This is a genomic window from Pseudomonas capsici (assembly GCF_017165765.1).
Lineage (GTDB): Bacteria > Pseudomonadota > Gammaproteobacteria > Pseudomonadales > Pseudomonadaceae > Aquipseudomonas > Aquipseudomonas capsici.
This window is the reverse complement of record NZ_JAFGZD010000001.1, coordinates 208,915-233,677: the sequence shown is the minus strand read 5'-3', so window position 1 is coordinate 233,677 and position 24,763 is coordinate 208,915. Positions and strand designations below refer to the sequence as shown.

Annotated in this window: 8 protein-coding genes; 7 read left to right on the top strand and 1 reads right to left on the bottom strand. The window is 63.1% G+C overall.

Features of this window, described 5'->3' with window-relative positions; genetic code table 11:
- Positions 1-2: 2 nt before the first annotated feature.
- Entirely contained in the window at positions 3-947 is a 945-nt protein-coding gene (locus JSY17_RS00960; RefSeq protein ID WP_117164817.1) for a helix-turn-helix transcriptional regulator, read from the bottom strand.
- A gap of 145 nt (positions 948-1,092) precedes the next feature.
- On the opposite strand from JSY17_RS00960, the gene JSY17_RS00955 reads away from it, so the two are divergent.
- The 7 genes from JSY17_RS00955 to JSY17_RS00925 all read left to right on the top strand — a co-directional run bounded on the left by JSY17_RS00955 (position 1,093) and on the right by JSY17_RS00925 (position 24,762).
- Entirely contained in the window at positions 1,093-3,096 is a 2,004-nt protein-coding gene (locus tag JSY17_RS00955) for a TonB-dependent receptor (RefSeq protein ID WP_206401108.1), read from the top strand.
- A 133-nt stretch (positions 3,097-3,229) separates the two neighbouring features.
- Complete coding sequence (locus JSY17_RS00950) at positions 3,230-5,005, top strand: ABC transporter ATP-binding protein (protein WP_206401106.1); 1,776 nt, start codon at positions 3,230-3,232, stop codon at positions 5,003-5,005.
- A complete protein-coding gene (locus tag JSY17_RS00945) occupies positions 5,002-6,747 on the top strand; it encodes an ABC transporter ATP-binding protein (protein WP_206401105.1) in 1,746 nt (581 codons plus the stop codon). The genes JSY17_RS00950 and JSY17_RS00945 overlap by 4 nt, the downstream gene beginning before the upstream one ends.
- A gap of 70 nt (positions 6,748-6,817) precedes the next feature.
- Positions 6,818-12,988 (top strand): non-ribosomal peptide synthetase, encoded by a 6,171-nt coding sequence (locus JSY17_RS00940; protein ID WP_206401104.1) that lies wholly within the window; start codon positions 6,818-6,820, stop codon positions 12,986-12,988.
- Positions 12,985-14,205: an MFS transporter gene (locus JSY17_RS00935; RefSeq protein WP_206401102.1), complete on the top strand. Its 1,221-nt coding sequence runs from the start codon at positions 12,985-12,987 to the stop codon at positions 14,203-14,205. The genes JSY17_RS00940 and JSY17_RS00935 overlap by 4 nt, the downstream gene beginning before the upstream one ends.
- A complete protein-coding gene (locus JSY17_RS00930) occupies positions 14,192-23,683 on the top strand; it encodes a type I polyketide synthase (protein ID WP_206401101.1) in 9,492 nt (3,163 codons plus the stop codon). Before JSY17_RS00935 ends, JSY17_RS00930 begins: the two co-directional genes overlap by 14 nt.
- A complete protein-coding gene (locus JSY17_RS00925) occupies positions 23,680-24,762 on the top strand; it encodes a Gfo/Idh/MocA family oxidoreductase (protein ID WP_206401099.1) in 1,083 nt (360 codons plus the stop codon). Before JSY17_RS00930 ends, JSY17_RS00925 begins: the two co-directional genes overlap by 4 nt.
- Position 24,763: the final 1 nt, after the last annotated feature.

Here is a 24,763-nt window from a genome sequence, read left to right as displayed (position 1 = left end):
GCTCAGAATGGATCGGCACCGGCGCGGATCGCCACCTCATCCATGCCATTGGCAGCCAGCGTACTGAAATGCAGCGGATTGATGCCGTAGTAACGACGAAAGACCTTGGCGAAGTGGCTGGCATTGGAATACCCGACTGCCGCCGCCACTTCGCTGACCGATCCCCTTTGCTTTAGAAGTTGCGCAGCCCGCTCGATACGGACTTTCTGCAGATAGCCGTACACGCCGCTGTCGTAGACGTCGCGAAAACCCTGCTTGAGTTTCTTGGTGTTGAGTTCCACACACTGCGCCAGTGACTCGATGGTCCATTCCTGCTCGGGATGAGCCTCCAGCAGTTTGCGCGCCCGCTCGACACGGGCCAGATCGCGACCGCCGGCACTCAGTCCGGTGAAGCGCGCCAGGTCCTGAATATGTGCGGTCAACTGCCCGAGCATTTCATAGGCCTTACCGCGCAGCAGCAAGTCCCTGGCAACGCCTTCCAGCCGACAGCCGAGCATTTCCTGGCCAATGCGTCGCACTACGTGTGGCGCAGGGAACTGTGCCAGACGCGCCGCGCTGTCCAGCGTGCGGGTTTTCTCCCAGGGGCCGTCGTACTCGAACAGTTGGGTGGCCAGGTCAAGCATGCCCAGCCGGTGAGCCGCAAAGCTGATGTTCACCCCGCGCCAGCGAGTACCGGCCGGAACAAAGCCCACGCCCTGTAACGGCACCGTCGAGTGAAACAGACAGCAATGATCTTCGCGCCAGCTCAAGGGCGAGGTATCGGCAAAGCTGCGCCAGCCCGCGCAGTTGGCGTGATAGGAGACAGTCAGCGAAGCCTCGCAGGAAGCATCCAGGTGCCGGTCTTCCTCGACCTGCCATTCGATCAGGCGGATATCGAGCTCATCGCCCACCTCTTCGGTCAGCACCTTGGGCAACTCATAATCAGCGTGGTAATGATTGAGGCTCATCGGCACGTACTCTTTTGGGAATCAGACTCAAATGATAACACTTATCAACTATAGTGCCGATTGCGCGCATTAATACCCCGATCGCACGCGCAACAACATAACCATAACCAGAAGATAGCGGCTTCCATCACAGCAGAGTCTTCTCATGCAGCGCTCTATCCTCAGCCTGGCGATCATGTTCGCCGTATCCGGCCAAGCTCTGGCGGACGATGTTCTCAACCTGCCGGAAATGCAAGTGACCGCCAGCAAACGGACCCAGGCCCAGGATCAGACCGATCTGGCGCTGTCGGTGGCCAATGCCGACGACCTTGAGCGCGCCAACGTCTATAACAGTGGCGATCTGGAGCGAGTGTTCCCCGAGCTGCTGATACGCAATACCGGCGCCAGCGTGTTCCCCAGCCTGAGCATGCGCGGGATTTCCTCTTCGGACCCTTACAACGCCCCGGTCGCGATCTACGTCGATGGCGTCCCGCAGTACCTGGGCACCTTCAATCAGCAGTTGCTCGACGTCGAACACATCGAGCTGCTCAAAGGACCGCAAGGCACCCTGTACGGACGCAACGCCCATGCCGGGGCGCTGAACATCATTACCCGCCAGCCGGACAACACCCCGACGGCCACTCTGCAAAGCCGCTTCAGCAACCTGCATCAACAAGTCGCGGCCAGCGGCTCGGCCCCGCTGATCGAGGACAGGCTGTTCATTCAGGGCACGGTCTACCACGATGACACCAATGGCGAACTGACCCGCAGCGAACATCATGGCGACAGCGACAACGGTGGCGGCAACGTCGCGCTGACGTTCCGGCCCAACGAAGACTTCAGCCTTAAACTGGCCTATGCCCGTGATCGCCTGACCTCCTACAACGAGCAGTACCTGGCCGACGCCACCTACGAGCAGCGGCGGGCCAGTGTGCCGCTGATGGAGTCGGTGTATGTACGCCGGGTCGAAACCAGCAGCGCGACTCTGGACTGGAACCTCAGCGACTCCCTGAAACTGACCTCCATCACCTCGCTGCAAAACTATCGTCACGAACGCCTGTTCGGCGACATGGGCTTCCTGTGGCCGGAAAAACAGCGCACCGTCAGCCAGGAACTGCGCCTCTCCACCCAGGGCGCAGACCGTGCCTGGGATGCAGTGGGCGGTCTGTACTGGCAGAAGAGCCGCAGCCATTCACAGCGTGAACCTGAAACCGGCGCGCCGTTGCTCGGCTCCTTCGGGCTCGCCGACAGCCGTATCGAAAACACTGAGAAAGCCGTGTTCGGTGAATTCACCTGGCATCTGGCACCACGCTGGGACCTGACCCTGGGTGCCCGCCACAGCGAGGAAAAGGCCGAAACCACTTACACCCAGGCGGACGCACTGTTCACGCCGGGCTTCGTTTATACGGGCAACGATACCTTCACCAGCACCACGCCCAAAGTGGCGCTGGGCTTCCAGGCGACGCCGGATACCCGCCTGTATGCCTCGGTCAGCAAAGGCTTCAAGGCCGGTGGCTACAACCGCATCGGCTCCATCACCGCCGACTCGGTGGCTTACTCGCCGGAGAAATCGCTGAACATGGAAGTCGGCGTCAAATCCAGCCTGCTGGACAAGCGTCTGTGGCTCAACGCCGCGCTGTACCGCATCGATATCGACGACGTGCAGCAGTTCATCGGCGCCGCCGGCACCGGCACCCAGGCCTTGAGCAACATCGGCAAGGCGCGCAGTGAAGGGGCGGAAATGTCCCTGGACTGGCGCGCCGACGAAGCCACCCTGATTCGTCTGGCCGGGACCGTCAACCGTAACCGCATGCTCGACTCCGACCGCCAGGGCAACAGCCTGACCTACACACCCGGACGCACCTTGCGCGCTTCGGCCGAACGCAGCTTCTACTTCGACAACCTGCTGGGCGAACTGCGCCCGAGTGTCGGCATCAGCTACACCGGCAAGCATTATTTCGATGTCGACAACGAAGTGTCGCAAGGCGGCTACAGCCTGGTGGATGCACGCCTTGCCTGGCTACCGAAACCCGATCTGGAACTGGCGCTGTACGGCAACAACCTGGGCGACAAGGATTACCGGACCTACTCCTACATCACCTCTGGCGCGCAGTTCAGCCAGCCCGGCCAGGGCCGTGAATTGGGGCTGAGCACCAGAATCACGTTCTGACACCCAAGGTGTAACGAGCGAAGCCAGGCGCTTCGCTCTCTCGACGGGACATCACCTCCCTGCCACGGCCTTCGAGCCGTCGGCACGGCATCGTGCTGCCTGCTGAAAGACACGCAAAACAGAGGAGTTGCGAATGAACCCACAACACAATGCGAGCGCAATCGAACCCTTGAGCCACACCGGGCTGTTGAAACTGGCGCCCGGAATGTTTGCCATCGCGATCAGCTGTGCCGTGGTTTCAACCCTGCTCAGCCTGGTGCCACTGTGGTGCATCTACAAGATTGCCCAGACCCTGCTCAGCGCCACGCCTGACGCCGACGTCGCCCTGAACTGGGGGCTCGGTGCGCTGGCGGCTGTCGCTCTGCGCTGGCTGGTCATGACCATCAGCCACGTCACGGCGCATCTGGCGGCCTTCGAGCTGCTGCGCCAGTTGCGCAGCCGGATTGCCCGGCACCTGGGCGAAGTGCCACTGAGCTTTTTCAGTCGAAACAGCAGCAGCGACCTGCGCCGTACCCTCAACGACGATGTCGGCTCGCTGGAAGGCTTCTTCGCCCACTCGCTGCCCGACTCGATAGCCGCCGCCGTGATGCCGCCGCTGACCCTGATCCTGCTGTTCATCGTCGACTGGCGTCTGGCGCTGGCCTGCATGGCTCCGCTGCCGCTGGCCTTTGTCGCGCAGATGCTGATGGTCAAGGGCTCCGCCGAACGCATGGCCCAATGGCAAAGCCTGCAGCAACGGATTTCCCAGAGTTTCAGCGAATACCTGCAAGGCATTCAGGTGGTCAAAAGCTTCGGCCTGACCAGCCTGCGCTTCGGCACCCTGAGCCATGACATTCGCGGTGCCGCCGCCTGGGTCGCCGGTTTTGCCCGCCGCAGCTCGCTGTTCTGGGTAGTTTTCTCGGGCCTGCTCAGCGCCAACCTGATCATCGTCGCACCGCTGGGCGCCTGGCTGCTGCTGCAAGGCAGCCTCAACCTGGAAACCCTGTTGCTGTTTCTGCTGCTGGCCCCCGCCGTGCTGATGCCACTGTTGCGCCTGACCTACATGCTCGGCGATCAGGTCCAGCGCAACGCAGCACTGGCGCGCATCAATAATGTGCTGCTCAGCCCGCGGTTGAGTGCCAACCCCGACGCGCGCATCCCCGATGCGCCGCTGGATCTGCAACTGGACAAGGTCTGCCACGCCTATGGCGAGCGCAAGGCGCTGGATCAAGTCAGCTTCAGCGCTCAGGCCGGCCAGTTGACGGCGTTGGTCGGCCCCAGCGGCTCGGGCAAGAGCACCGTGGCGCAACTGGTCTGCCGCCTGTTCGATGCCGACAGCGGCCACATCACCCTGGGCGGCGTGGAACTGCGCGACTGGCCGCTGGATGCCTTGCTCGAACGGGTCGCCGCGGTGTTCCAGCATGTTCATCTGTTCGACGGCAGTGTGCTCGACAACCTGCTGCTGGCGCGCCCCGATGCCGATCAGGTCAGCGTCGAAGCCGCCGCCCGCGCCGCCTGTGCCCACGAATTCATCATGCGTCTGCCGCAGGGTTACCAGACCCCTGTCGGCGAAGGCGGCGCGCAACTGTCCGGTGGCGAACGCCAGCGCCTGTCGATTGCCCGTGCACTGCTGAAGAACGCACCGGTGCTGATTCTTGACGAAGCCACCGCGTATGCCGACAGCGAAAACGAAGCGCTGATCCAGCAGGCGCTAGCCAATCTGTGCCGCGGCCGGACCGTGCTGATGATCGCTCACCGCCTGCATACCGTCACCGCTGCGCAGTGCATCGTGGTGCTGGACCGGGGCCAGGTACGCGGTGCCGGGCGCCATGAACAGTTACTGGAAAGCTGCGAACTGTATCGACAGCTCTGGCAGGACCACACCCGTATTCGCCAATGGCAACTGAGCAGCGCAGGAGTACCGGCATGATTTCCCAACTGATGCGTGCCGGCGAACGCCTGGCAGGCCAGCGTGACGTTCATCTGAATCAGGGGCTGCGCCTCGCGGTGCTCGAAGGTCTGTTGAGCGCAGCGCCCTATCCCTTGTTGTACTGGCTGCTCGACAGCCTGCTCAACGGCAGCGCCAGCACCCTGAGCGTGATCGGCCTGGCGCTGGCCATGCTGGCCTGCCTGGTGTTGCGCATCGTGGTCGGAGCCATGGGTACGCCGCTGATCTTCACCGGAGCCTACGCCATGATGGCCAGCGCCCGCCTGCGGCTGGTCGACCATCTGCAAAAGCTGCCCCTGGGCTGGTTCGGCCAGAACAACAGCGGCGAAATCAGCGCCCGGGTCACCGGTGACCTGGCGCTGGTGGAGCATCTCTGGTCGCACTTTCTCGGCGTGTTCGCCCTCTCACTGGCGCAACTGGGCTTCATGCTGATCTTCCTGTTCTGGCTGCAACCGGTGCTGGCTTGGGCCGTGCTGGCGATGCTGCCGCTGGCCTGCCTGGCCATCTACGGGGCCATCCGCAAGACCCTGGTCCAGGCCGAGCGCATGCTGGCCAGCAACAACCGGACTCAGGCCGCGTTGCAGGAATACCTTCAGGGCATTGCCGTGATCCGCAGCTTCGGCCGTTTCGGCAGCGCCCTGCAACGTCTGAACAGGGTGATGGATGCGCAGCACCGGGCCATGGTCAGCATCGAGCTCAAACCGGCACCCTGGGTGGGTCTGTTCGGGCTGGTGATCGAAGGCGGTTTTATCCTGATGGTATTGCTCGGCTGCAAGCTGCTGCTTGCCGGACAGTTGAGTATCGAAAACCTGCTGCTGTTCAGCGTTCTGTCGCTGCCGCTGTATCGCCAGGCCATCGACCTGGGCTTCTCCACCCTGCTGCTGCGTTTCGGCCACCTGGCGCTGTCGCGCACCGAGCAGTTGCTGGAACAGCAACCGATGCCGGAACCCGCTCAGCCCCGCAAACCCCAACATTTCGACATCGAACTCAAGGATGTCCGCTTCCGCTATGCCGAGCGCGACGCAACGGTGATCGACGGCCTGTCCTGTCACCTGCCGGCTGGCACGCTGACCGCTCTGGTCGGCCCCAGCGGCGCTGGCAAAAGCACCCTGGCGCATCTGGTGGCACGGCTCTGGGACATCGACAGCGGCAAACTGCTGATCGGCGGTATCGAAGCCCGCGAGATTGGCAGCGATTACCTGCAGGAACACATCTCGATGGTCTTCCAGGACGTGACGCTGTTCTCCGGCACGGTGCTCGACAACCTGCTGGTCGGCAAGCCTGGTGCCAGCGAACAGGAGGTCGTCCACGCCGCGCGTCTGGCACGTGCCCACGACTTCATCGAAGCCTTGCCCGAAGGCTATGCCACGCGCATCGGCGAAGGGGGCGGCTGGCTGTCGGGCGGCGAACGGCAACGCCTGTCGATTGCCCGCGCCCTGCTCAAGAACAGCCCGATCCTGCTTCTGGACGAAGCCACTTCCAGCGTCGATCCGTCCTCGGAAGCCGCTATCCAGCAGGGGCTCGATGCGCTGGTGCGTGACCGCACGGTGCTGGTCATCGCTCACCGCCTGCACAACATCCAGCATGCCGACCAGATTCTGGTCATGGATCGCGGGCGCATCGTCGAACGCGGCTGCCACGACGAGCTGCTGGCACGAGATGGCCTGTACGCCCGCCTGTGGCGGCAGCAGAGCCAGGCACGCCACTGGAACCTGAACACCTGAACCCTGAACGCCGCGCAGCAACGCACCACTGGCCGCGCGGCATGAGTACTTGTCTGGATGGAGTCTTACCATGTACACATCGACCAGAAAAGCCTCGACCAAGCACGCCACAGCGCTTGCAGCCTTCAACCCCGCGACATTGGTTGATGAACTCGCCAAGCAACTCCGCCTGCCCGTCGATCAGCTACCAGGCGATGCAAATCTTCTGCGCCTGGGCCTCGATTCAATGCACTTGATGGCCTGGCTCAATCGCTTTCGGCGCCAGGGCTTCAAGGTGACCTTGAGCGATCTTTACGAACACCCGACGCTGGACGGCTGGCAAGCGCTGCTGGGCACAGCCGCTGTCAATGACAACACCCAGAGCGTCGCCAGCCAGCCGCTGCCGCGCATGAGCGATGGCCAGCCATTCCCGCTGACCGCCGTGCAGCATGCCTATCTGGTGGGGCGCTCCAGCGAGCAGCCACTGGGCGGCGTGGGTTGCCATCTGTATCAGGAGTTCGACGGCCAGGGCCTGACGCCACAGGTGCTGGAGCCTGCGATCTATCAACTGATCGAACGCCACCCGATGCTCAAGACTCGCTTTCTGCCCAACGGTCTTCAGCAGTGGCAGCCGCACTCATCGTGGCCGGGGCTGAAGGTTCATGACCTGCGTCGGCACGACGAAGATTCGCGCCAGCAGAGCCTGCTGCAACTGCGTGAGCAACTGAGCCATCGCCGTCTGCAGGTCGAGACTGGCGAGACCTTCGACTTTCAGCTGTGCCTGCTGCCCGAAGGCAAGCACCGGCTGCAGGTCAACATCGATCTGCTGGTCTGCGATGCCGCCAGTTTCAACCAGTTGTTCGAAGAGCTGATTGCCCTGATCGGGGAGCAACCGCTGCCGCCCTCTTCCAGCGACTACGATTTCTGCAGTTATCTGGCTCAGGTCGAACGCAACGATCAGGCCCGCATCGAACAGGCCAAGGCCTGGTGGATGGCGCGTCTGGACGACTTGCCGCTGGCACCGATCCTGCCATTGGCCCAGGAGCCCGAACGCATCGAGCAGGTCCGCATCAGTCGTCGTCGCGGACAACTGGACGCCGGGCAATGGCAGATATTCAAAGAGCACGCCGGCCACCACGGCGTGACCCCGACCATGGCACTGGCCACGCTGTTCAGCGCGGTATTGGGTCGCTGGAGCGGCCAACGCAAACTGCTGCTGAACCTGACCCTGTTCGACCGTCAGCCGCTGCATCCGGCGGTATCGGACATGATTGCCGACTTCACCAATATCCTGCCGCTGCCTGTGGAATGTCACGGCCAGACTTTTGCCGAACTGGCACTGGCCAACCAGCGGACCTTTGCCGAAGTCCATGAGCACAGCGCATGGTCCGGCGTCGAGGTGCTGCGTGAACTCAAGAAGCACCAGCGCCATCCCCACGGCGCGCCTCTGGTATTTACCAGCAACCTGGGACGCCCGCTGTATGGCGAAGCCGAAGAAACCTCGATCGGCGAATTGGGCTGGGGCATTTCCCAGACCCCGCAAGTGTGGATCGACCATCTGGCGTTCGAGCACCGTGGCCAGATCATGCTGCAATGGGACAGCAACAACGACCTGTTCCCAAAAGGACTGACCGACACGCTGTTCGAGGTCTATTTCGAACAGGTCCTGGCCCTGATTGCAGACCCGACCGGCTGGTCACGCCCGCTGCCGGAGCTGATGCCTGCCATCCAGCGGGAGGTTCGCGCGCAGGTGAACGCCACGGCGCAACCCGTACCCGCAGGCCTGCTGCACGAGGCGGTATTCGCTCAGGCTGAAGAGACGCCTGACGCCATCGCCCTGATTCAGGGCGAACGCCAATTGAGCTTCGCGCAGATGATCGACCAGGCCAGCCGCCTGGCAGGCAGTCTGCAAGCCCGAGGCGTAGGCGCAGGCGATACGGTTGCGGTCAGCATGTTCAAGGACATCGGCCAGATCATCGCCGTGCTGGGCATCCTCAAGGCAGGCGCCATTTACGTGCCCGTACCGCCCGATCAACCGCTGGCACGACGTCTGGGAATCTATAAAGGTGCCGGGGTCAAATGCGTGCTGACCAGCACCGACGAACCTCGCGAAAGCGAAATCGACAATCGTCTCGACTGGCAGCAGGCAATCCTCGGCGAGCCGCTGCTGGAGCAAGTGCCGGTCGATGAGCAACAACCGGCCTATATCATCTACACCTCGGGCTCCACTGGTGAACCCAAAGGCGTGGTCATCAGCCATCGAAGTGCCTTGAACACCTGCGTGGATATCAGCCAGCGTCATGAAGTCGGCACAGACGACCGGGTACTGGCCCTCTCGGCGCTGCATTTCGACCTGTCGGTCTACGACATCTTCGGTGTACTCGGGTCAGGTGCATCCATTGTGCTGGTCAACGAGCAGCAACGCCGCGACCCGGCGCTGTGGTGCGAGCTGATCGTGAAGCATGGCATCACGCTCTGGAACAGCGTGCCCGCACTGTTCGACATGCTGCTGACCTACAGCGAAGGTTTCGAGCTGGACAGTCCGGCGCACCTGCGAGTGGTCATGCTGTCCGGCGACTGGATCGGCCTGGATCTGCCGGAGCGTTATCACCAGTACCGTACCGATGGTCAGTTCGTGGCCATGGGCGGTGCCACGGAAGCGGCAATCTGGTCCAACACCTGCACCGTGGCGCGTGTCGAACCCCACTGGCGTTCGATTCCCTACGGCACGCCGCTGGCCAACCAGAGCTACCGCGTGGTGGATGAACTGGGCCGCGACTGCCCGGACTGGGTTGCAGGCGAGCTGTGGATTGGCGGTATCGGCGTCGCCCAGGGTTACTTCAACGATATCGAGCGCAGCGCCCGGCAGTTTGTCGAAGTGGACGGCGAGCGCTGGTATCGCACCGGCGACATGGGCTGCTACTGGCCCGATGGCACTCTGGAGTTTCTTGGCCGTCGCGACAAGCAGGTCAAGGTCGGCGGCTATCGCATCGAGCTGGGCGAGATCGACGCCGCCTTCAATCGTCTGGATGGCGTCAAGAGTGCCATCAGCATGGCTCTGGGCGAACGGGAAAAAAGCCTGGTGGCCTTTGTCGTGCCTCAGGGCACAAGTCTGTGCAGCCCGGTGGAAGCCGATCCGCGTACACCGACCGATTATGCGCACTGGCTGGCGTCTTCCTCCATCACCGACATGTCGGCCTCGCCAGATGCTCTGCTGGCTGACTTCCTGATTCAGCATCTGGCTCTCAACGGTCTGGATTTCAGCACACCGCTCAGCCTTGACGCTGCGCTGCAAGCCTATGGTGCCCAGGAACAGTGGCGCGGGCTGATGGGGCGCTGGCTGGACTGGCTGAGTGCCCAGGGCCGCCTGAGCTGCAACGCCGACGGGCTATGGCAGCGCGTACAGGTTGCCGGATCGCTCGGCTGTGCCGACAACGATTCGACTTACGCCCTCAAGGAAGCCCTGAACGCTCATCACGACGCGCTCAGCGATATTCTGCGCGGTCAGCGCAATGCCCGGACCCTGCTCGATCATCCGTACTGGTCACCCGAACATCTGCTGATGCAAAGCGCTGGCAGCCATGCAGCCCTCGAGCAACTGACAACTTCCATTGCCAGCCTCAGCCAGAGCCTGCAACGCCCGGTAAGGCTGATCGAAGCCGGTGCCCGCAGCGCGGTGGGCGCGGTTCATCTGCTGGAGCGACTGAGCGCGGCCCAGGTACATTACACGGCTGTCGAAGCGTCACAGGCGCTGGTCCTCAAAGCCCGGGAACGTCTGGCCCGTTTTGCCCATGGCAAGGTCTGTCGCGACACCGATGCCGAACGCCAGGCCCTGCATTACAGCGCCGATGTGTTGTTGATCAACAACCAGTTGCATCGCCTCGATCAGCCGGAGTCGACGCTCCGGTACTGGCTGAAACTCTGCGCACCGGGGGCCGCGGTCTGTGTGCTGGAACTGGCTCAGGCGTCCCCACTGGCGCTGGTCAGTGCCGATCTGCTCGGCGAGGGTCAGAGTGCAGCGCAACAACTGCGCGATACGGCCTACTGGCAAAACCTGCTGGCTCAGGCCGGATTGAGCAGCGGTCATGCCGATCGTCTGGGCGATATGCAACGGTTGGTGCTGCGTGCCAGCGACACCCTGCACAAGCCCGACGCCGCACGACTGGCCAAAGCCCTGGCCAGCGAACTGCCCGGCTATATGGTCCCGCAGCGCCTGTACTTTCTCGACGCCCTGCCCCTGACGGCCAATGGCAAGATCGACCACAAGGCGCTGGCCCAACTGTGCAAGCCAGTGGTCGAAACCCTTGATGACACTCAGGCTCCGGGCACCGACAGCGAGCGACTGCTGGCGCGTCTCTGGGAAGAGCTGCTGCAGACCGGCCCGGTGCATTGCCAGAGCCAGTTCTTCCAGCTTGGCGGCGACTCACTGCTGGCCACTCGACTGATCGGCGAACTGGGCAAGCATGGCTATCGCGCCCGACTCGATGACCTGTTCAACTTTCCGAACCTGCAAGCCTTCGCCGCGACACTGGTCGCTGACCAGAGCCCCCCCGCGACACAGCTACAGCATGATCCCGCAGGCCGCTATGAGCCTTTCGCACTGAGCGATGTGCAGGAAGCCTATCTGGTAGGTCGCCAGCGCGGCTTCGCACTGGGTGGCGTAGGCGCACATTTCTTTGTGGAGTTCTGCGTCGAACATCTGGATATCCCGCGCTTCGAAGCCGTCTGGCAACAATTGATTACCCGCCACGACACCCTGCGCGCAGTGGTGCGCGATGGCCGTATGCAAGTGCTGGAGCAGGTTCCGGCCTTTGTGCCGCAACGCCATCGCGTCAGCGCATTGCAGGCTCCGGAAACCCGGGCACTGCGCGATCGTCTCTCCCATCAGGTCCTCGACCCGGAACAGTGGCCACTGTTCGATGTACAGATTGCCGAAGATGGCGGCACCCACAGCAGCATTTTCATCAGTCTGGACAACCTGTTGCTGGACGGCATGAGCATGCAGATTCTGCTGGCCGAGCTGGAAGTGCTGTATCAGCAGCCTGATCGCGAACTGGAGCCCATCGAGATCGGGTTCCGGGATTACCAGTGTCTGCGTGCCACACAGCCCGAGGCCGTCACTGCCCAGGCTTACTGGCAGCGTCGACTGGACAGCCTGCCGCCTGCGCCACGTCTGCCGTTGCGCCGCGATCCGGGCGAAGTCGGTACGCCGCGCTTCGTGCGTCTGGCCGAACGGATTCCGGCAGCCACCTGGGAATGCCTGAAAACCCGGGCGCACCAGCATCAACTGACCCCTTCGGGCCTGCTGCTCAGTGCCTTTGCCGCCGTACTGTCGGCCTGGAGCAGCGAACGCGAACTGACCCTGAACCTCACACTGTTCGATCGTCAGCCATTACACCCGCACATCGACCGGGTCTTGGGCGACTTCACTTCCTTGCTGCTACTGGCCTGGCAACCCACCGGCCAATGGCTCGGCAGCGCCCAGCGCCTGCAACAGCGACTCTGGCGCGACCTGGCCCAGCGCGATCATTCGGCGATCCGGGTGATGCGAGAACTGGCCAGACGCAATGGCATGGCTGCCGCACAGATGCCGGTGGTCTTCACCAGTGCGCTGGGCTTCGACAAAGGCCGCTTCATGGCCGAATCGTCCTGGCTCAAGCCGGTCTGGGGTATTTCCCAGACGCCGCAGATCTGGCTGGACCACCAGGTCTACGAGTCGGAAGGCGATCTGTGCCTGAACTGGGATGCAGTCGAGGCGCTGTTCGAGCCCGCCATGCTCAACGCCATGTTCGCGCAATACATCGCCCTGTTGCGGCAACTGGCCGAACAGCCACAGGCCTGGGCCCTGCCTCTGGAGCAACTGGTCATACGCCAACAGGCAAGCGATTCGGTAAGCGCCCTGCCCCGGGCACTGCCTGTGCTGCAACCTGTGGAAACCGGCGGCCAGGTGGATGAACAGATCGTCGAGCAGATCCGCCAGGGCTTCAGGGAAGTCACCGGATTGAAACTGCACGACGCCCGGCAGAACTTCTTCGATGCCGGCGCAAGCTCTCTGAAGCTGGTGCAACTGCATGTCCACCTGAGCCGCAAGGGTTATCCGCACTTGCAGGTCACGGACCTGTTCGGCTACCCCAATGCCCATGCGCTGGCCCTGCACCTGAGCCAGAGCGCACCGGTCATCGAGGATCTGGAACAGGCCCGTCGCTCGCAACTGACCCAGCGCAACGCCAGGCGGCTGCGTCGCATCGGAAGTGTTTCATGACCCGCTACCTTCCTTATTGGTGCTACTACCTGCATCAAGGCATGCTCACTGCCTTGATGCTGCAAGGGGTAGTCGGCTACTTCCGTCATCAGGGGCTGGACCTTGCCAGCCTCAGCCTGTTGTCGCTGACGTTCCTGCCCTGGGTCGGCAAGTTTCTCTGGGCACCCTGGTGTGAACGCCACAGCATTGCGTTGCGCGGCAACCGCTATCTGGGCAGTCTGGTGATCCTGCAACTGTGCATGGCGGTGACTCTGCTGGTGCTCGGTTTTCTGGCACCGGAACACTCGATCTACCCGATCATGGCAGGCCTGATGCTGTTGGCGTTGCTGTCGGCCAGTCACGACATCTATGCCGACGGCATCACCATTACCACCTGTGATGCTGCCAGCCGTCCGTTCGCCAATACCGCGCAAGTGGGCGGCAGTTATCTGGGCGTGGTGTTCGGCTCGTTCGTGTTCCTGTACCTGGCCGAGGGCTGGGGCTGGCGTGCGGGTTTCATCGGGATGGCAGCGGTGTCATTGCTGTTGTTGCTGCCAGTGGGCTTGTTGCCTGCCAGCAAGGCCGGGACCGAACCGGCACAGCACCCGCGACTGGACCTCAGCAGCTTCACCGCCCTGTGGCCTGCCCTGTGCCTGACCGCCATCTACTACCTGGCAATGCGCGGACTGATGGCCGTGCAAACCGTTCTGCTGCTGGATCGGGGACTGAGTCTCGGGGATCTGGGCTTTGTAACGGCACTGTACGGCACCGTCGCCAGCGCGATTGGCGTATTCCTCGGAGGCTGGATGGCCAGACGCTTCGGTGCCTGGCACTGCCTGCTGCCCGCCATGGGCATCCACGCCGCGATTGCCGTTGCAGCAGCTCTGGGTGCCACGCTCTACAACCTCACAGCCTGGCTGGCGCTGTTCGCGCTGGTCAATGTCGCGGCGGCCATCAGCTTCGTCACGCTCTACAACCTGCTGATGGGCGTCGTGCGGCCCCACCAGCCGGCCTCGGACTATGCCCTGCTGCAATCGGTAGATGCGGCCATCGCCATGCTGGGCTCAATGGCCGCTCTGCAGGTCGCCCACTATCTGGGCTATCCAGCCTTGCTGGCGATTCTCTCGGCGATTGCCTGCATCTGTCTGTGGCCCGCGCTGCGACTGCGTCGCCGCCTTGAACGCACTTCATCCACTTCTTCTACTTCTGCCCAAGAGGTCATTCATGCACACCTTTGAAGAGTTCTACGGCACCAGTGAACCCATCGCAGTCATTGGTCTGGCTTGCCGTTTCCCTGGAGCCAGTGACAGTACCGAGTACTGGCAAAACCTGCTGGACGGCCGCGAATGCAGCCGCCGTTTCAGCCGCGAAGAGCTGCTGGCCGTCGGCCTGGATCCGGCACTGATCGACAACCCCGACTTCGTCAATGTGGCCTCCACCATCGATAACCCGGACCGGTTCGATGCAGCGCTGTTCGGCTATTCGCGTCAGGAAGCCGAATCCATCGATCCTCAGCAACGGCTGTTTCTGCAGACCGTCTGGCACGCTCTGGAACATGCCGGTTTTGCGCCCCGCGACGTGCCCCATAAAACCGGGGTTTTCGCTTCCGGGCGCATGAGCACCTATCCGGGCCGCGACAATATCCGCGTGACCGAAGTGGCGCAGGTCAAGGGCCTGCAAGCGCTGATGGGCAACGACAAGGATTATCTGGCCAGCCGCGCCGCCTACAAGCTCAACCTGCGCGGTCCGGCCATGACAGTGCAGACAGCCTGCTCCAGCTCGCTGGTCGCCGTGCACATGGCGTGTGAAAGCCTGCGCAGCGGCGAGTGCTCCATGGCCGTTGCCGGTGGGGTTGCGGTGTCGTTTCCGCAACAGGCTGGCTACCTCTATCAGCCAGGCATGATTTTCTCGCCGGATGGTCGCTGCCGTCCTTTCGATGCCGGTGCCCAGGGCACCTTTGCCGGCAACGGCGTCGGTGCAGTGACCCTGCGCCGCCTGGAAGATGCCCTGCGCGACGACGATCCGATTCTTGCCGTACTGCGCGGCAGTGCGATCAACAACGACGGCCATCACAAGGTCGGCTACACCGCGCCATCGGTGGTCGGTCAGCGTGAAGTCATCAGCGATGCGCTGCTGCTGGCCGATATCGAATGCTCCAGCATCGGCATGATCGAGGCCCACGGCACCGGCACGCCACTGGGCGACCCCATCGAAGTGCAGGCGCTGCGCGACGTATTCGCCCAGCGCAGCGATATCGGTGGCTGTGCGCTGGGTTCGGTCAAGGGCAACCTCGGCCACCTGGACACGGCAGCCGGTATCGCCAGCCTGATCAAGACCGTACTTGCCGTCAGCCACGGACGCATTCCACCCAGCATCAACTTCGAGCGGGCCAACCCGGCACTGCAACTGGAAAACAGTCCTTTCCATGTCCCGACCCGGCCACGTGACTGGCCAGCCGGACCACGCCGTGCCGGTGTTTCCTCATTCGGGATAGGTGGTACCAACTGCCATGTGGTCGTCGAAGCCATGCCCGACCATTTGCGTAACACCAGCCCGAAACCAGAAGCCAGCGCCCTGCTGCTCAGTGCTGCCAGCCAGACATCGCTGCGGCAACTGGCCGGTCGCTATGCCCAGCAGCTCAAACACAGCGATGCTGCGGCCAATCTGGCCCATACCGCGCTGCATGGTCGTCAGTTGGACTTGCCCTACCGCCTTGCCGTGCCGCTGCACGATGAAACGGCACCGGCACTCGAGGCCTTTGCCCAGGGCAACAGCGATGCCTTGTTGCATGAAGGCCATGCACAACAGGCCGCACAGCTCTGGCTGTGCAGCGGTCAGGGCAGTCAATGGGCAGGCATGGGCAAAAATCTTTATGGCCGGTCCAAGGCTTTTACCGAAAGTCTTGACCGCAGCTTTGCCGCCTGCGCCGCGCACCTTCAGCCTTCGCTGCAATCAGTGATGTTCGGCGAACATGAGGCACTGATCGATCGCATGGATTACGCGCAACCGGCCATCGTCGCCTTTGCCGTGGCCATGGCTGCCCATTGGCGGGAACAAGGCCTGACGCCGGACCTGCTGATCGGCCATTCGGTGGGTGAGTTCGCGGCCGTGGTCATCGCCGGCATCTACCGTCTGGAAGACGTGCTGCCACTGGTCATTACCCGTGGCCGCCTGATGAACCAGAGCGCCGCCGACGGTGCGATGCTCGCCGTGTTCTGCGACGCCACGACCCTGGAACCTCTGGCTCACCAGCATGGCGTCGAAATTGCCGTCCACAATGCCGAACAGCATCTGGTGGCCTCGGGCAATCGCGACGGCATCGAGGCCCTGACGCAGACGCTGCAAAACCTGCAGATTCGCCATAACCGCCTGAGCGTGGCCGGTGCAGCGCACTCTCGTCTGCTCGACCCGATCCTCGAAGAGTTCCAGCAAGCCTGCGCCCGCCTGCATCCCACCCCTGCAAAAATCCCGCTGATCTCGACCCTGACCGGCCAGCCGCTGACCCAGGCCGAGCTGGAAAGCGGCGATTACTGGCGTCGACACATGCGTGAACCGGTGCGCTTCCATCAGGCATTGCAGCAGGCACTGCAAACCGGTGTCGGCATCAGCCTCGAACTTGGCCCCGATGCGCCGCTGACCGGCATCGGCACTCGCCTGCAACAACCGGGGGTGTCCTGGATCGCCAGCGCCCGACGCCACAAGCCCGCACAGACGGTGTTGCAGGACAGCCTGCTGCGCCTGTTTGCCGCCGGAGCCAACCTGCCATGGCGCGAGTTGCTGCCAGGCAGCGGGCAACGCATCCAGGCACCGCTTTATGCCTTCGATGAACAACGCTACTGGTGCGACACCCCGACCCGGACACTGGCGACGGTGCAACAAGACCCGCTGCTGGAAGCCGGTCGCAAGGTCGTCGTGGAGGAAGGCGCAAGCCTGGACCTGCCGCGTCTGGAACGTCTCTATGTGTGCGTGACCAAGCTGCACGCGATCTATGTCGATCAGATGGTTCGTCAGTGCGTGGGCGAACGCATCGATGCTGGCGCTCCCGCGCTGGATATCCTGCGTGGCGGGCGTCTGCTGCCGCGTCACCGGCAACTGCTGGTACGCCTGCTCAATGCCTGTGTGGAAGACGGTTACTACACGCAGGAACAAGGCCGCTACCGCACGGCCATTCCCGTGCCTTACGAGCAACGGGCAACCTTGCTCAAGGAATTGCGCGACTGCTGCGAAGGTCTGGACGTGATCGCAGAAACCGTCGAACGTGCCGGCGAGCAGCTTTTCGCCATGATGAACGGCTCGGTCGAGCCCGTGGCAGTGATCTTCCCGGAAAGCGCTTCGAGCGGCGTTGAAGTGCTGTATCAGCAATTCAGCTTCGGTCGCTATTTCAACCAGATCGCTGCAGGCGTGATAACCGGGCTGATCGACCAGAACCGGCAGAACGGTGGCGGTCCGCTGCGCATTCTGGAAGTCGGTGGCGGTACGGGCGGCACCACCGCCTGGCTACTGCCCGAACTCAAGGACGTGGCGGATGTGCGGTATTGCTTTACCGATATTTCCGCGCTGTTCAGCCGCCGTGCCGAAGAAAAGTTCAGCGAGTACAACTTTGTCGATTACGCCCAGTTCGACCTGCAGAAACCCGCCGGCGAGCAAGGTTTCCAGGCCGGTCACTATGACCTGATCGTCGCCGCGAACGTGATCCATGCCACCCAGCATGTGGGGCAGACGCTGCAGAACCTGCGCCCGTTGCTCAAACCCGGTGGTGGTCTGTTGATGCGTGAAATCACCCGTCCGATGCGGCTTTTCGATTTCGTGTTCGGCCCGCTGGTACTGCCGCTGCACGACGAACAGGCGCGTGGCGGCGAGCTGTTTCTGTCCACCGGACACTGGCAGCAGCAATGTCGGGAAAGCGGTTTCGAGCGCCTGGACTGGCTGCCGGACGATGGCAGCGCCACCGCCAATATCAGCGAACATATTCTGCTGGCCCGTACCCAGGCCTCCAGCATCACCGCCAGCCCGGTCAGTGCCGGACACGACAGTGGCAGCCCCGTTCTGGGTCGGCAACTGGGTGAAAGCCTCTATCAGCCCGACTGGAGAGACTGCGTCGGGCAAGCCCAGCGCTGGCAGGAGCGCCTTCAACAGGCGTGCAACGAATTGGCCGCTCGGCATGGAGAGACGCGCCAGGTACCGGTATTCGCTCAGCCTGTCGCCTTGCCGGAGCGGCTGGACGATCTGTCGCTGGAATGGTGCGCCAGCCCGTTCGGGGTCGCCCGTGTAACGCTCAAGCAGCGTGACGCCCAGGGGCAATGGCTCTTGCTGGCCAGTGCCGATAACCAGCCAGCCGCCAGCGTTGCTCTGCCTGCGTTGAAGGCAGCGCCCGGTACTCATTACGCCTGGCAGTGGCAAACCCTGGAAGTGCAGGACTCACCTGTACCGGCGCTGCGCATTGAACCGGCCAGCGCACGACCGTTACTGGCCGCTGTGGGCATCGCTCACGCCCCTGAGGCAAAGGCCTGCCTGCTGATCGTGGAAAACGGCGCATTGCAAGCCATCACCGCCGACGTGCTCGACGCCCTGACCCGCAATACGGACCAACCCTTGCTGGTGGTCACCCGCAATGCCTGGTCAACGACCACCGTGAATCCCGAGCAGCGTGCGATCTGGGGACTGCTCAAGGTTGCCAGTGCCGAGCAACCGGAGCGGGCACTGGCGGCTATCGATCTGGATGGCAGTGATGAATGGCAACAGCTCTTGCCGGGGCTGAGTGCCGCACAGAGCGGCGAACGCTGGATCGCCATACGCAAGGGTCTGGTACAGGCCCAGACACTGGCCGTACAAACCCACGGCACCACACATCTCCCGGCGCAAAGTTTCACCGGCAATGGCTGGCATGTGGTGACCGGTGCCTTTGGCGGCCTGGGTCGCTTGAGCGTCGAGTGGCTGGCTTGTCAAGGTGCCCGACGCATTGCCCTGCTCGCCCCTCGCTGCCCTGAAGATGCCGGGCAATGGTTCGCCCGCCTGCAACAGCAGCACGGCTGCGAACTGCGCTGGCTCGACTGCGATGTCAGCGACCCGGCCGCACTGGGCATGTGTCTGGAAGACCTGCAACTGGACGGCGGCCTGAGCGGTGCCATTCATAGCGCCGGACTGCTGGACGATACGCCGCTGGCCAACCTCGACAACAGCCGCATGCAACCGCTGTTGCAGGTCAAATGCTCGGCTGCCCTCCAGCTCCAGACCGCACTGGCCGATCAGGGCCGCTATCTGCTGCTCTACTCTTCGGCCGCCGCCAGTCTCGGCGCGCCGGGCCAGGGTGCCCATGCACTGGCCAGTGCCTATCTGGACGGTCTGGCCGAGTCCAGCCCCGATGCCAGCCTGCGCACCATCAGCATTGCCTGGGGCGCCTGGGGTGAAATCGGTCGTGCCGCCAAAGACAACCTGCATGCCAGACTGGCCGAAGGCGGTATGGGCACGCTGGAAACCGGCGAAGGACTCTGGCATCTGGAACAGGCGATCATGCGCGGTGCGCCATGGCATCTGGCAATGCGTGTGGATGAGGAACGCATCGATCCCCGTCGCAAACTGTTCACGCAGCGGCACAAGCAAGCTGCGACCCAGCCACCCGCCAGAAAAAACCGGCAGACCGAGGCCATTGCAGCACCGATCCTGACCGGCGATGCGCAGGCCGATCGTCAGGCACTGAATCAGTGGCTGAGCGCATCGATCTGTCGACAATTGCGACTGGCCTCCGACTCCGCCCCATCGGAAAACCAGGACCTGATGCAACTGGGCCTGGATTCCCTGCTGTTTCTGGAACTGAGCAGCGATATCCAGCGCCAGTTGGGCATTCGTCTGGACGCCGAACAGGCCTATCGCGACCTCAGCATCCGCGGTCTGAGCGCCCTGTTGCTGGCCAATGCCGGGAAAGCACCAGTGGCCTCCAACGATCTGCAGATCGTGCCGGATCCGCAGGCCCGCTTCGAGCCATTCCCGCTGACGCCGATTCAGCACGCCTACTGGCTCGGTCGTACCGATCTGATCGAATACGGCGGTGTGGCCTGCCATGTGCTGTTCGAATGGGACAAGGCCTATGCCGACTTCGACCTGGACCGTTTCGAGCGGGCCTGGAATGCGCTGATCGCCCGCCACGACATGCTGCGCATGGTGGTGGACAGCGACGGTCGGCAACGCATTCTGGAGCAGACGCCCTGGTACAAACTGCCACGCAATGACCTGCGCGACCTGCCAGGGGAGCAACAGCAGCAACGCTTGCTGGGCATTCGCGAAGAGATGTCGTATCGGGTCCTGCCCGCCGACCGCTGGCCGCTGTTCGAGGTCGCGGTCAGCGAACTGGATGCCGGCAACTGCCGTCTGCACATGAACCTTGATCTGCTGCTGTTCGATGTGCAGAGTTTCAAGGTGATGATGGATGATCTGGCCACCGCCTATGCCGGTCAGGACCTCGCACCTCTGCAATTGACCTTCCGCGATTATGTACTGACCGATCTGGCCCAGCGCGACAGCCTGCAATGGCGGCAGTCCTGGCGCTACTGGCAGGACACTCTGGAGCAGCTTCCGCCTGCACCGCAGTTGCCCATGGCCGACGTGCCGCAACAGGGTCAGCCACGTTTCCGAACGCTGCAGGCCACTCTGGGTGCCGGGCACTGGAGCCGCTTCAAAGCGCAATGCCAGCAGTCGGGCGTCACCGCCTCGGCCGCCTTGCTGGCGCTGTTTGCCCAGACCCTGGAAAGCGTCAGCCGCACGCCGGATTTCACACTCAACCTGACCTACTTCAACCGCCGTCCGCTGCATCCGCAGGTTCAGCAACTGATCGGCGATTTCACTTCGGTGTTGTTGATCGACTTCCAGCTGGGACGCGGCGACAGCCTGCGTCAGGTCATGGAAAGTACCCAGGCACGCCTCTGGCAGCGTCTGGCTCACACCCAAGTCAACGGCGTGGAACTGATGCGCGAACTCGGACGCCGTCAGGGCCAGAGCCGTCAACCGGCCATGCCGGTGGTGTTCACCAGCATGCTCGGCATGTCTCTGGATGGTAAGGCCATCGATCAGGCCATGACCTCGACCCTGGGCGACCCGGTGCATGTCTTCACCCAGACCCCGCAGGTCTGGCTCGACCATCAGGTCATGGAGATAGACGGTGAACTGGTGTTCAGTTGGTACTGCATGGAAGACGTGCTGGCCGATGGCCTGATCGACAACCTGTTCCAGGCCTACGGCGAACTGTTGCACAAGCTGGCCAGCCAGCCGCAAGGCTTCGATGAGCTACCCGCCCTGCCGCGCCACGACTGGTCCCTGAACCTGGAGGGTGAGCGCTTCGATCCGCAAGCGCTCGAAACGCAGTTGCGCGCTGCCAGCGGCGTGCATGCCGCGCGGATCAGTGTCGACAGCGATAGCCGCACCTTGCTCGGCGAACTGATTGCCACGCCGCCGGCGGCTCTGGATGACCGCATTCTCGCCCCGCTGCCATTGCCGCTGAGCGAACTGCCGGACCTGAACGACGCACAGCGCCAGGAAGTGGATCTGACTTGGCAGGCGCTGGAAAGCCGTGCCCGCCAGGGCATTCTGGCGACCCTGCAACAGCATGGGCTGTTCACCCAGGCCGGTCAGAGCCATGACCTGCCACAGGTGATGACCCGCCTGGGAGCCTTGCCGCAATTCCGCGGGCTGCTGCGCCAGTGGCTGGGCATGCTCTGCCAGCAGGGCTGGGTGGAACAACAAGGTCAAAGCTACCTGACCCTGTTGCCACAGGGCGCCCCGGCCACCCTCGACAGCCTGCCCGCTGCCGAATGGAGCCAGACGCTTTCGACCTACCTGGATGCCTGCATCGAGTTGCACGGGGAATTGCTGCGCGGAGATCGTTCGCCGCTGAGTCTGTTGTTCGGCAACAGCGACGCGGTGGTCAAGGCCCTCTACAGCAACAACCCGGTCCTGCATTGCCTGAACAGTGCGCTGGCGCTGACTGCCAAGGCGCTGGCCGGCAAGCGGCGTGATCTGCGGGTGCTGGAAGTCGGTGCCGGGACCGGTGCCACGACCAATCACCTGTTGCCGATGCTGGAAAGCCACCTGAGCGAATACCGCTTCACCGACCTGTCCACGCTGTTCCTCAAGCAGGCGCAGGAGCGCTTTGCCGACTGGCCGCAACTGACCAGTTCGATTCTGGACCTGAATCGGCCCGTGGATTTCACCCAGCACCCCGAACAGGGTTATGACCTGATAGTAGCGGTCAACGTGATGCACGATGCGTCCCACGTGAGCCGTTCGCTCAAGCGTCTGCATCGCCTGCTGCGCAGCGGCGGCCACTTGCTGTTGCTGGAGGCAACCGAACGCGACAGTGCGCTGCAACTGGCGAGCATCGGTTTCATCGAGGGGCTGAGCAACTTTGAAGACGAGCGCAGCGAGGACGACAAAGCCATGCTCGACCTGCCGCGCTGGCGTCAGACCGTACAGGCCTCAGGCTTCAGTTGGGTGATGAACTGGCCAGAGCAGGCCAGGGACAGCATGCGTCAGCATTTCATGCTGGCCAGGGCCGAAGGCACTAGCCATCTGGATCTGCCTGCCTTGCAGGCCGGTATCGCACAGCCGACTGACTGGCCACTGACGCTGCGTCAGGTCGAACACTTTGGCAGTGAATCCAATGCAGCGCAGACCGAAGACATTGCGGCAGAAGCCAGACCGACTGCCGTCGTCGACCCGGCCATCCTCAGCGCCGTGTCAGGCCTGTGGCAGGAACTGCTCGGGCAAAGCCTGGATGCCGAAAGCGACTTCTTCCAGAGTGGCGGCGACAGCCTGATCGCGACTCGCATGATCGCGCGCCTCAACCGCATGGGGTATCCGGGCAGCAGCTTGCGCAATCTGTTCGACAACCCGCGTATGGGCGACTTCTGCGCCACCCTGCAGACCACTGAAACCCGCTCCGACGACAATCCGCTGGCTCTGGCCCGTGGGCGCAACAAGCTGCCGATGTTTGTGTTCCATGCATCCGATGGCGAGACAGGCGCTTACCTGCCGCTGGCTCGGGCACTGGATCTGCAGGTCTTCGGCCTGCAGGCCGCCGAGGCACTGAACGCTCGGTCCCTGCAGGATCTGGCAGCCAATTACGTATGCGCCATTCGCCGTCAACAGGCCAACGGGCCATATGTGCTGCTGGGCTGGTCCTACGGATCATTCGTGGCCGAGGCCGCGGCTCATCTGTTGCAGCGTGAGGGCCAGCAGGTGCGCCTGATCCTGCTGGACCCGGTCTGTCGTGAGGACTTCCACTTCGAAAACCGCTCGGGCCTTCTGCGCCTGATGGCCCAGGGTGCGAAGACCGTCGAACTGCCGGACGATCTGGAACAGCTCTCCCCGTCCAGGCAACTGGAAGTGTTCATGGGCAATGCCACACGGGCCGGAGTCCTGAAGAACCAGCCGGAACCGGAACAGGCTCGACAGTGGCTGCAACGCATCGAACATCTGATGAAGTTGCTGACCCGCCATTCGCGTCCGCAGCACCTGAACCTGCCTTGCCTGTGGCTGACTGCCGAAGGGCGTCCACAGCACTGGCAACCCGCCGAGCGGGACTGGCAGGACTGGGCTGCACAAGCCAGTCGCCAGACCATGAACTGCGATCACTGGCAACTGCTGCTCGAACCGCAACAGGTCGAGCGCACCGCCGCCGCCATCAACAACTGGCTGGCAGCTACCCATAAGGAGCATCGGCAATGAGTACACCCTTGAAGGTCCTGATAGTCGGGGCCAAATTCGGCGAGCTGTACCTCAACAGTTTTCTGGACGAACAACCGGGCCTGCAACTGGCTGGCTTGCTGGCCAATGGCAGCCCGCGCTCACGGTCGCTGGCCAATGCCTTCGGCATCCCGCTGTACACCGACATCGAGCAACTGCCCGGCGACCTGGACATTGCCTGTGTCGTGGTGCGCTCGGCCATCGTTGGCGGTGTCGGCGGGCAGCTCACGGAAAAGCTGTTGCGCCGCGGTCTGCATGTCATTCAGGAGCATCCGGTTCACCCGGATGAAATCGCCCGTCATCAGCAACTGGCCGCGCAGTCGGGGCTGCATTACATCGTCAACAGTTTCTACCCGCACACTGAAGCCGGACGTTGCTGGACCGGAGCGGCGCAACGTGTCAGCCAGTTGCTCGACGGCCAGAAACCGCAACTGGCGCAACTGACCACCAGTCGCCAGTTGCTCTATTCGAGCCTGGACCTGCTGCTGCAAGCCCTGGGCTGCGAGCTGGCAGCCCAGGCCAGCGTCAACCTGGTGGATCGCGATCCGGACTTCCACACCCTGTCGCTCAATCTGCCCGGCAGCCGCGTGCTGTTGCGCCTGCAAAGCTGGATGGACCCCGACGACCCGGATCTGCACAGCCTGGTCATGCATCAGTTGAACCTGGCCTGGAGCAGCGGTTATCTGTCGCTGGATGCCAGCTATGGCCCGGTCAACTGGACGCCCGCGCTGCATGCCGACAGCCATGACGATGATCGACAGACGCTCTACACCAGTACCGCCCATTACCTGGAACGGGCCACTGCGCTGCCGCTGCATCCGGCGGCCAGCCACTGGCGCAGTGCCCATGAAATCGAAGGACCGGCAGGGGTCGCCTGGCTGTTGCAGCGCCTGAAGGCCTGTATTCAGGGCGAGCCTGTCACAACCGGCCTGAGCGGCGACTACCAACTGGCACTGGCCAGGCTCTGGCAGGAAACCCTGCGCTGCGCCGGGCCTGCCGAGCAGCGTTCGGTCGCGCCGCCGCGCATCATCGATGCCGCACAACTGCGGGCGGAGGCTTGAG

Coding starts and splice junctions, on each gene's coding strand:
- JSY17_RS00925 (WP_206401099.1), top strand. CDS start 23,680: ATGAGTACACCCTTGAAGGTCCTGATAGTCGGGGCCAAATTCGGCGAG.
- JSY17_RS00935 (WP_206401102.1), top strand. CDS start 12,985: ATGACCCGCTACCTTCCTTATTGGTGCTACTACCTGCATCAAGGCATG.
- JSY17_RS00940 (WP_206401104.1), top strand. CDS start 6,818: ATGTACACATCGACCAGAAAAGCCTCGACCAAGCACGCCACAGCGCTT.
- JSY17_RS00930 (WP_206401101.1), top strand. CDS start 14,192: ATGCACACCTTTGAAGAGTTCTACGGCACCAGTGAACCCATCGCAGTC.
- JSY17_RS00960 (WP_117164817.1), bottom strand. CDS start 947: ATGAGCCTCAATCATTACCACGCTGATTATGAGTTGCCCAAGGTGCTG.
- JSY17_RS00945 (WP_206401105.1), top strand. CDS start 5,002: ATGATTTCCCAACTGATGCGTGCCGGCGAACGCCTGGCAGGCCAGCGT.
- JSY17_RS00950 (WP_206401106.1), top strand. CDS start 3,230: ATGAACCCACAACACAATGCGAGCGCAATCGAACCCTTGAGCCACACC.
- JSY17_RS00955 (WP_206401108.1), top strand. CDS start 1,093: ATGCAGCGCTCTATCCTCAGCCTGGCGATCATGTTCGCCGTATCCGGC.